Source organism: Pseudomonas sp., from assembly GCF_041601375.1.
Lineage (GTDB): Bacteria > Pseudomonadota > Gammaproteobacteria > Pseudomonadales > Pseudomonadaceae > Aquipseudomonas.
In genome coordinates this window covers 1-8312 of the sequence record NZ_JBFIIG010000184.1, presented here as the reverse complement: position 1 = coordinate 8312, position 8312 = coordinate 1, and the positions used below count along the sequence as shown (strand labels likewise).

Below are 8312 nucleotides of genomic sequence, written 5' to 3'. Positions count from 1 at the left end.
GCACGGCCACGCTCATGGCGAATTCTCCAGGGTCGAGGTGTCGCCCTCGGGCAGGCCCAGTTCGCGGGCCTTGAGCAGGCGGCGCATGAGCTTGCCGCTACGGGTGTGCGGCAGGCTCGGCAGGAACGCCAGCGCCTTGGGCGCCACCGCGGCGCCGAGACGTTTGCGGGCATGGCCGAGCAGTTCATCGTGCAAGGCTTCACTGGCGGCGAAGCCGCTCTTCAGCGAAACGAAGGCCTTGACCCGCTCGCCAAGCAACGCATCGGGGATGCCGATCACCGCCGCCTCGGCCACGGCCGGGTGCTCCATCAGGGCACTCTCCACCTCGAACGGGCCGATCAGGTGCCCCGCCGACTTGATCACGTCGTCGTCGCGGCCGACGAACCAGTAGTAGCCGTCGGCATCGCGGCGGGCCAGGTCGCCGCTCAGGTACCAGTCGCCGACGAAGCAGCGGCGATAGCGCTCCTCCTGGCCCAGGTAGGTGCGAAACAGCGCCGGCCAGGGTTGTTTCAGCGCCAGTTCGCCGACCTGCTCGTCCGCCAGCAGTTGCAGGCTGCCGTCCTCGCCGCGGGTGACGATTGCCGCCTCGACGCCTGGCAGCGGCTTGCCCATGGAGCCGGGCTTGATCGGCATGGCCAGGGTATTGGCGATCATGATGCCGCCGGTCTCGGTCTGCCACCAGTTGTCGTGGATGGGCCGGCCGAGCACCTCCTTGCCCCACCACACGGCCTCCGGGTTGAGTGGCTCGCCGACACTGGCGATAAAGCGCAGGCGAGCGAAGTTGTGCCGCTGGGCCAGCTCGGGGCCGGCCTTCATCAGCATGCGAATGGCCGTGGGCGCGGTGTACCAGACGCTGACCTTCTCCTTTTCGAGGATGCGGTACCAGCGCTCGGCATCGAATTCGCCGCTGTCGACCACGCTGGTCACGCCCAGCAGCAAAGGCGCGAGAATGCCGTACGAGGTGCCGGTGACCCAGCCGGGGTCGGCGCTGCACCAGTAGATGTCATCGGGGGGCAGGTCGAGGGCGTACTTGCCGCTGACGTAATGGGTCAGCACCGCGCCGTGCACGTGCAGGGCGCCCTTGGGCGTGCCGGTGGTGCCGCTGGTGAAGTGCAGCAAGGCCGGGCTGTCGGCAGTGGTCGGGGCAATGCTGAAGTCTTCCGCCGCCAGGGCCAGCAGCTTGTGCAAGCTCAGGGTGCCCTCCGGCGGGGTGATGGTGGCGCCGTCTGCGTCGTACAGCAGCACATGCTCGAGCGCCGGCAGTCGCTCGCGGATGCCGGCAATCTTGCGCCTATAGAGGGTCTCGCTGGTCAGCAGCACGCTGCCCTCGCCCAGGCGCAGGCGGGTTTCCAGCGGTTCGGGGCCGAAGGCGCAGAACAGCGGCGACACCACGCAGCCGTTCTTCAAGCCGCCAAGCACCCCCAGGTACAGCTCCAGGCCGCGCTCGCAGAGCACGAACAGGCGCGCCCCGGCGCCGATGCCAAGCCCCTGCAGGACATTGGCGAAACGGTTGCTCAGGCCGCTCAACTGCGCGTAGGTGATCGAACAATGGCCGCCATTGCGATCGAGGATGCGCAGCGCGACGTGGCGCCTGCGCCGGCCCAGGGCATGCCGCTCGACGGCCTCGTAGGCCAGATTCAGGCCGCCATCGGGCAGGCCGGCCAACTCCTCGGCCTGGGCCGGCCAGGAAAAGGCCTCGCGGGCTTCGGGGCTGTCATCCCAGTTGGGTTTGACCCGCAGTTCTGCTGCGGTTTTTTCGATGATGGCCGCTCGCATAGACTTCTCCCCCGAGTTCACTGCTCAGACGACTCAACAGAACCGCTGATCCTGCGTGATGGATGTTCGATAACCACCGGCCTGCAATTGCAGATAACGGTCATAACGGTAGGTCGGGCCGTCCTTGCAGACGTAGCTGGTGCCCAGGTAGCAATGTCCGCACAGGCCATCGGCGCAGTGCATGCGCCGCTCCAGCGACAGCCAGATCTTGTCGGCGGCGATGCCGCGCTGCAGGCACGCCTCGGCGGTCGCCAGCATCAGCGCCTCGGGGCCACAGCAGAGCACCGCCTCAGGCGGCTCAGCGGCAAACAGTTCGTCGAAGTGCTCCAGCGGCGAGCCCTGGCGCTGGAGTGGTTTGGCCTCGTCGCAGGTTTCGATGAAGTGCAGGGTCTGCCGCCAATGCTCGCGCTCGCGGCCCAATACCTGGGCGGCGCTGTTGCGCGCGCCATAGATGACGCTCAACTGCACCGGCAGGCGATGCCGACTGGCTTCTTCGATCAGCCCGGCCAACGGCACCAGGCCGCAGCCTCCCGCGACAACCAGAACCTGACGCGCGCAGAAGAACAGCGGCCAGCCCTTGCCGAAGGGACCGCGATAGCCCAGCACGGCGCCCGTCGGTTGCTCGAACAAGGCCGCGGTGAGCGCGCCCATACGCCGTATCAGGGCGTTGAAGCGACCCTGCCGGTCCGGCAGGCTGAGGTAGGTGAACGGCGCTTCGCCGAAGCCTGGCACCGCGAGCATGAAGAACTGCCCGGGAATCACCGTCAGATCGCTGGCCAACGGCTTGTCGATGCGCAGGCTGAAGTGGCGCGCCTCTTCACCGTCCGCGTAATGCTCGAGCAGCAGCAGTTTGCGTGGAGTCGGATCGATCATGTTTGTGTCACCCTCTGCATTACCCCATGCACCCCTATGCCGCCCGGGCAGACGCGGTCACAGCGTCCGCAACCGACACAGCCATAGGCCTCGAATTGTGTTTTGAAACCATCGCCGAACTTGTGCGACCAGAAGCGCTGCACCCGCTGCCCCGACGTAACGCTGGGGTTGTGGCCACTGGCCTCTTGCTGGAAACCCTGGTACAGACAGGAGTCCCAGAGCCGTTCGCGCTGCATGTTGTCCGGCGCGCGCAGGCGCTCCTGCGGGGCGAAGCAGGAACAGGTCGGGCACACCGAGGTGCAACCGGAACAGCCCAGGCAGCGCAGTCCCAGCGCCTCCCAGGTATCGGCGTCGATCCGCCCGGCATTGAGGGAGACGATGCCTTCGACTATTGCCTGCTGCGGCCCCTGCTCATCGGCCACGCAGGCCTGGTTGGCGCTGCGCTCGGCTTGCCAGTCATCGGCGGCCACAGGCAAGCGCAGGCCGCGCAAGGCGGCGTGGCCGGCCTCGCTGGCGACCAGCAGCAACCAGTCGGCCGCCGCGTCCTGGCGTGGCAACAGGATCAGATCGGCGGTCTGCTCGCGTACCACCGGGCCACTGTCGACGACGCTGCAGAAACCGCCGTCGCAGCTGTGCAGGCAGTCGACGCCCACCAGCAGGGTGGCACGACGGCGTGCCTGGTAATGCGGGTCTGCGGCGAAGAATCGATCCTGGTAGGCCACGGCCTGCAGGTCGCAGGCATGCAGGCCGAACAGCACCTGGGGCACCACTGCCGGCAGTGCCGAGTAGAACTGTCCACCGTCGAAGCGGAACAGCAACTCGCGCTCGGCGAAGAAAAAACTCTTGGCGGAGAATGGCGGTGGCTCGGCCGAGGGCTCGAAGGCATCGAAATCCTGGGCGCTGACCATTTGCCAGTGTTGCCCGCCCTGGCCATCGTCGCGCACTTCATACAGACGGTGCTCGAGTGCCAGATGAGCACGCAGGCGCTCCGGTTGATCCAGGCTATAGGCTTGCATGGTCGTCCTCCCTCCAGGCGCCGGCCTGGGCCTGTGGGACTGCGCCGACGGCCAGCGGCTCGACCGCCACCGCGCAGGCCTTGAGTTCGGGCATCTTGCTGACCGGGTCCTGGGCGCCGCTGGTCAGGCGATTGCAGGGCGCTTCACGGAAGTGGTAGGGCATGGCCAAGGTGCCGCGCGGCACGTCGTCGGTAAGGTGCACCCGCGTCTCCAAGTGCCCGCGGCGCGAGCGCACCCGCACCGCCTGCTGGTCGCGCAAGCCCAGGGCGACGCCGTCTTCGGGGTGCATGAACAGCAGCGCCGCCGGTGTCTCGCGCTCCAGCAGCGGCGACTTGCGGGTCATCGAGCCGCCGCCGTAGTGAAAGTGCAGGCGGTGGGTGGTAAAGGCAAAGGGGTACTCGGCGTCTGGACACTCGTCCGGCTCGACCTGACTCACTGGCAGCAGCCGCGCCCGGCCGATCGGGAAACCCTGCTCGTGGAGCACCGGCGAGCCCAGCGGATTGCCGGCGTTGCATGGCCACTGCAGGCCGTGGTGGCGATCGAGGTCGGCATAGCTCATAGCCGCGAAACTCGGGGTCAGTCCGGCCATTTCATCGAACACCGCCTGCGTATCCGCCCAGGCCATCCCCGGGTAGCCCAGGCGCGTGGCCAGTTCGGCGAGGATCTGCCAGTCGCCGCGGGCCGTGCCGGGCGGCGCGATGGCCGGACGGATGCGCTGTACCCGGCGTTCGCAGTTGGTGAAGGTGCCCTGCTTCTCGGCGAACGCGGCGGCCGGCAGGACCACGTCGGCCAGCTTGGCGGTTTCGGTCAGGGTCAGTTCCACCACCACCAGAAAATCCAGGGCCGCCAGGGCGCTGGCGACATGGTTCTGATCCGGGTCGGTGAGCACCGGTTCCTCGCCCATGATCATCATCGCGCGCAGCTCGCCGGCCAGCGCGGCCTGGGTCATGCCCAGCGAGGTCAGGCCCGCCTGCTCGGTTTGCGGGCATCCCCAGGCCGCGGCGAACTTGGCCCGGATCGCCGCGTCGCTGACCGCCTGGTAGCCGGGATAGACGTTGGGCAGGCAGCCCATGTCGCAGGCGCCCTGCACGTTGTTCTGCCCGCGCAGCGGATTGATCCCGGTGCCGGGACGACCGATCTGGCCGCAGGCCAGGACCAGATTGGAGACCGCGATGACGTTGTTGGTGCCGCTCTGGAACTGGGTGATGCCCATGCCATAGGCGGTGAAGGCCGTCTTGGCGTGGCTGAACAGGTAGGCCACCTGCTCCAGGTCGGCCGCGGCGATGCCGGTCTGGGCGCTGGTCTGCTCGACCGTGACTGCGGCCAGGTGGCGGCGCAGCGGCTCGATGTTCTCGCAACGCTCGGCGAGAAAGTCGTGGTTCTCCCAGCCATTGGCCAGGATGATCTGCAGCAGACCGTTGAGCAGCGCGATATTGCTGCCCAGGCGCAGTTGCAGGTGAATGTCCGCCAGGCGGGCCAACCGGGTCTTGCGCGGATCGACCACCACCAGGGTGGCGCCACGGGCCTGGGCCCGCAGCATGCGCGCGCCGATCATCGCGTGGTTCTCGGTGACGTCGGCGCCGATCACCAGGATCAGGTCGGCCAGGTCGATATCGGCAATGCTGTTGCTCATCGCCCCGGAGCCGAGGGTGCGCGCCAAGCCGGCTACCGAGGGGCTGTGACAGATGCGCGCGCAGTGATCGATGTTGTGGGTCTTGAGCACCGCGCGGGCGAACTTCTGCGCGGCGTAGTTATCCTCGTTGGTGGCACGGGCGCAACTGATCACGCCGACGCCGCCCGGCCCCAGCTCATCCAGCGCTGCGCGAAATTCCTCGGCGACCCGCCCCAGCGCCTCGTCCCAGCTGGCAGGACGAAAATGTCCATGCTCCTTGATCATCGGCTGGGTCAAGCGATTGTACGGGTCTATGGCGAAGCTGGTGGCCCAGCCCTTGGAGCAGAGTTGGCCCTGGCTGACAGGGTGGCCGGGTTGTGGCTCGACGCCGATCACGCGGCCATCTTCGACGCGCAGACCGATGCCACAACCCACCCCGCAGAACGTGCAAATGCTCGGTACTACGCGCATCCCGATCTCCTCGCCGACTACTTGTAAGTCAGGCTAGGCCGCTAATTCTGTTTGACGTTTGATCAAGATCAACGAATCGAGGTGCAGGCTTGGCGAGCAATGGGATCGCTTTGATCGAGATCAAAGTTGCCGTCCATAGACGCTCGCACAATAAAATTGTCCAGTCCCGGACAATCTGCCTGGAGGAACGAAAATTCCCAGTTCCGCAAAGAAAATGCCGGTAAAAAGCGAAAATGCGTCGAGCAAGCGCGAGGCGTTGGCGACGCCCTGGCACCCGTTGGCCAATCTGCGCGAGCAGATCGATCATCTGTTCGAGGACTTTTCCAGCAGCTCATTCCCGATGCCCTTCGGCCGCCGCAAGTTCGACGTCGAGCCGTTCTTTCGGCGCGAGCTGATGGGCCACGGCATCCCCGCCGTGGATATCGCCGAGAAGGAAAAGAGCTTCGAGATCAGCGCCGAACTGCCTGGCATGGACGAGAAGAATATCGAGATCAAGTTGTCCAACGGCAACCTGGTGATCAAGGGCGAGAAGAAGGAAGAAACCGAGGAGAAGAAGAAGGACTACTACCTCTCCGAACGCCACTATGGCTCCTTCGAACGCATCTTCAACCTGCCCAAGGGCGTCGATGCCGACAAGATCGAGGCCAGCTTCAGCAAAGGCGTGCTGACCATCAGCATGCCGAAGAAGCCCGAGGCCATGAAGCCGGAAAAGCACATCGACATCAAAGTCCGCTGAGTGCAGTAAATCACCGAGGCCCCTGGCGGCAACGCGCAGGGGCCTATTTTATGGTGCTGCTACATGCGCACAGATGCGTAGGATGCTGTTGAGCGCAGCGCTACCCATCACACCTGATATCCCCGCGCAGGGGTATAGAGCCTTTGCAGGCGATCACGCCAGAAAATGACAGGTTGATCGCCGAGCCGATGGATATCGCTGCGTTCAAGCCTACGCGGCCCGCCACATCCGAGAAGAGCCGAGGCTCATCAATGCCGCTGGGTTGCTACGCCTTGACCGCCAGGATGCTGCACGGCACCTGGTAGAGGATATGTTCGGTGGTGCTGCCGATCAGCTTGTCCAGGCCCTGGCGCTGGACGGTGCCCATCACGAGCACATCGGTCTGGTTCAGCCTGGCGAAGTCGGCGATGGCGCTGATCGGTGCGCCGAGAATGAAATGACGGCACTCGATCGGTATGCCGTAATCGTCGGCCAGCGCGTTGAACCCGGTTTGCAGTTTGCTGCGCAGCTCCTCGACCAGGTCGCTGCCGCTGGACACGCTGCCCGCCACCGCGTTGGTCAGATAGGCCAGCGTCGGGTTGTAGGTATGCAACAGATGCAACTCGGCGTCGCACTGCAGGGCCAGGCCATTGGCCGTTTCGATGATGCGTTGGTTGAGGCCGCTTTCCTGCGCTTGCGGGTTCGACGGGTCGACCGCCGCGACCACGCGGCGCGGCAGTGGATTGCCCGTGCTACTGACCAGGTGCACCGGTATCGGCGATTCGCGCAACAGGTGCCAGTCCAGCGGGGTGATGAATGCTCGCTTGAGCGCCGGCTCGTGCTGCAGATCCTTGATCAGCAGGTCCGCCTGGATTTCCGCCGCGTGGCGGAGAATCTCCTCCAGCGCATGGTCGGTCCAGACCGCTTCGGTGGTGACCTTGATGCCTTTGCTGCGCAGCAGATCGGCCTCGTCCTTGAGCCATTCGCGGTGTTCCTGCAGATAACTCTCGCGGGTTTTCTCCTGAACGCTCTTGTCCAGCAGCGAGAGGGTCGCAAAAGGCTCGACGAAGGCGGCGATATGCAACGCGGCACCACTGGCGGTGGCCAGAGCGGCGGCGCGTTGCAGGCCCGGCGAATGGCGCATGTCCCGGTCGGCAATGAGAAACAGGCGTTGATATTGACCCATGAGGTACCTCCGAGGTATTCCGACTGTTGCGCGCGCGATGCTGACGCAATCACTGGTTGCGACTACCCCGGTGCAACCTGCCGCATGGGATCAGGGGCCGCCAACAGACTCCAACTTGCGCCGCGCGCACCACGGCCGCTTTGATTTACATCAACCCGACCCGTTGGCGAACCGAAGGGTTGTGAAAAACTCTCGTCTGCTGCGACCGCCTCCCAGCGCCCGCTGCGGCGCTCGAAATTTTCACAGCCTCTGCCGGCTTGATCGATATCAATACCGACCGCCAGCCAGGGTGCGCATGCTGTTGACCTGACTCAGGGGTGTTCGTCCGTTCAGCGTGGCGCCCGTGGTTCATCGCGCCTTGCGCTACGCCGTAGCGTGGGCTGATCACATCGAGGTGCCGATGAATGTTCAGCAGGAAGTCATCGCTTTTCTCTCTCGCCCAGAGAGCTACGGCGCGCCCGACAACCTGGTGGAGCTGATCGAGACCCATGGCTCGCTGGTCTTTCTGCATGGCCAGCGCGCCTACAAGCTCAAGCGGGCCATCGCCTATGCCGCCCTCGATTTTCTCAGCCTGGACAGCCGCGAACGCGCCTGCCAGGCCGAGTTGCGCCTCAACCGGCGCACCGCACCAACCCTCTACCTGGAGGTGCGTTCGATCAACCG

Annotated in this window: 6 protein-coding genes and 1 pseudogene; 2 read left to right on the top strand and 5 right to left on the bottom strand. The window is 65.4% G+C overall.

Annotated elements, in window-relative coordinates:
• Nucleotides 1-12: 12 nt before the first annotated feature.
• From acsA to fdhF, 4 genes are read right to left on the bottom strand one after another with little or no spacing between them, the layout of a single operon-like run.
• On the bottom strand, nt 13-1776 hold the full coding sequence (acsA, locus tag ABZE94_RS18275) for an acetate--CoA ligase (RefSeq protein ID WP_372877162.1): 1764 nt from the start codon (nt 1774-1776) through the stop codon (nt 13-15).
• 33 nt (nt 1777-1809) lie between these two features.
• Nucleotides 1810-2649 (bottom strand): FAD/NAD(P)-binding protein, encoded by an 840-nt coding sequence (locus ABZE94_RS18270; protein WP_372877160.1) that lies wholly within the window; start codon nt 2647-2649, stop codon nt 1810-1812.
• Nucleotides 2646-3665 (bottom strand): 4Fe-4S dicluster domain-containing protein, encoded by a 1020-nt coding sequence (locus ABZE94_RS18265; protein WP_372877158.1) that lies wholly within the window; start codon nt 3663-3665, stop codon nt 2646-2648. Before ABZE94_RS18265 ends, ABZE94_RS18270 begins: the two co-directional genes overlap by 4 nt.
• Nucleotides 3652-5748, bottom strand: coding sequence for a formate dehydrogenase subunit alpha (gene fdhF / locus ABZE94_RS18260; protein ID WP_372877156.1), 2097 nt, complete (start codon nt 5746-5748; stop codon nt 3652-3654). Before fdhF ends, ABZE94_RS18265 begins: the two co-directional genes overlap by 14 nt.
• 193 nt (nt 5749-5941) lie before the next feature.
• Here fdhF and ABZE94_RS18255 point away from each other — a divergent pair, with 193 nt between their 5' ends.
• A complete protein-coding gene (locus ABZE94_RS18255) occupies nt 5942-6484 on the top strand; it encodes an Hsp20/alpha crystallin family protein (RefSeq protein WP_372877164.1) in 543 nt (180 codons plus the stop codon).
• Nucleotides 6485-6749: 265 nt separating this feature from the next.
• On the opposite strand, the gene ABZE94_RS18250 is transcribed toward ABZE94_RS18255, so the two are convergent.
• On the bottom strand, nt 6750-7649 hold the full coding sequence (locus ABZE94_RS18250) for a universal stress protein (protein ID WP_372877154.1): 900 nt from the start codon (nt 7647-7649) through the stop codon (nt 6750-6752).
• A gap of 400 nt (nt 7650-8049) precedes the next feature.
• Between ABZE94_RS18250 and ABZE94_RS18245 the strand changes: the two are divergent.
• Nucleotides 8050-8312, top strand: a pseudogene (locus ABZE94_RS18245) (hypothetical protein); the annotation flags it as partial.